This is a genomic window from Cupriavidus sp. 8B, from assembly GCF_054589115.1.
Genome location: NZ_BAAILO010000572.1, coordinates 1 through 450, shown reverse-complemented (window position 1 = coordinate 450; position 450 = coordinate 1). Strand labels below are relative to the sequence as shown.

The following is a 450-nucleotide window of genomic DNA, read 5'->3' as shown; positions in this document are numbered from 1 at the left end:
GCCACCGAGGCAGGTGCCATTGACGGCTGCGACGATCGGAACTGGCAGCGTCTCGAACGCGCGTAGCACTTCGAGCGGATCGACCAGCCCTTTGCCCTGTCGCGCAATGCGATCCGGGAACAGCGACACCTCGGCGCCTGCCGAGAAATGCCGCAATCCGCTGCGCAACAGGATTGCGCGGGAACCGCGCTTGACCGCCGCGTCGAATTCTTCGAGCAGCGCGCGGTACATCGTTGGGCCCATGAGGTTGTGCGGACGAAAATTCATCGTCAACACGGTCACGCGTTCGTTAATCTCACGCATCACGATAGGTTCGCTCATACTTGCTCCATGTATTTGGTTCAGGCGTTGTCGAATTGAACAGACAACGTTCGTTGCGAAGTTCCCTTGGTTTGAATCCAGGGCGTCATCCGGGCTTGCAGGTTGAGTTCATCCGACTGCCCCTCGGAG

Annotated in this window: 1 protein-coding gene; it reads right to left on the bottom strand. The window is 59.1% G+C overall.

Going from position 1 to position 450, the window contains the following annotated elements:
* On the bottom strand, positions 1–321 hold a 321-nt coding region (locus ACYP5B_RS48955), incomplete at its 3' end, for an enoyl-CoA hydratase/isomerase family protein (RefSeq protein WP_459574690.1).
* Positions 322–450: the final 129 nt, after the last annotated feature.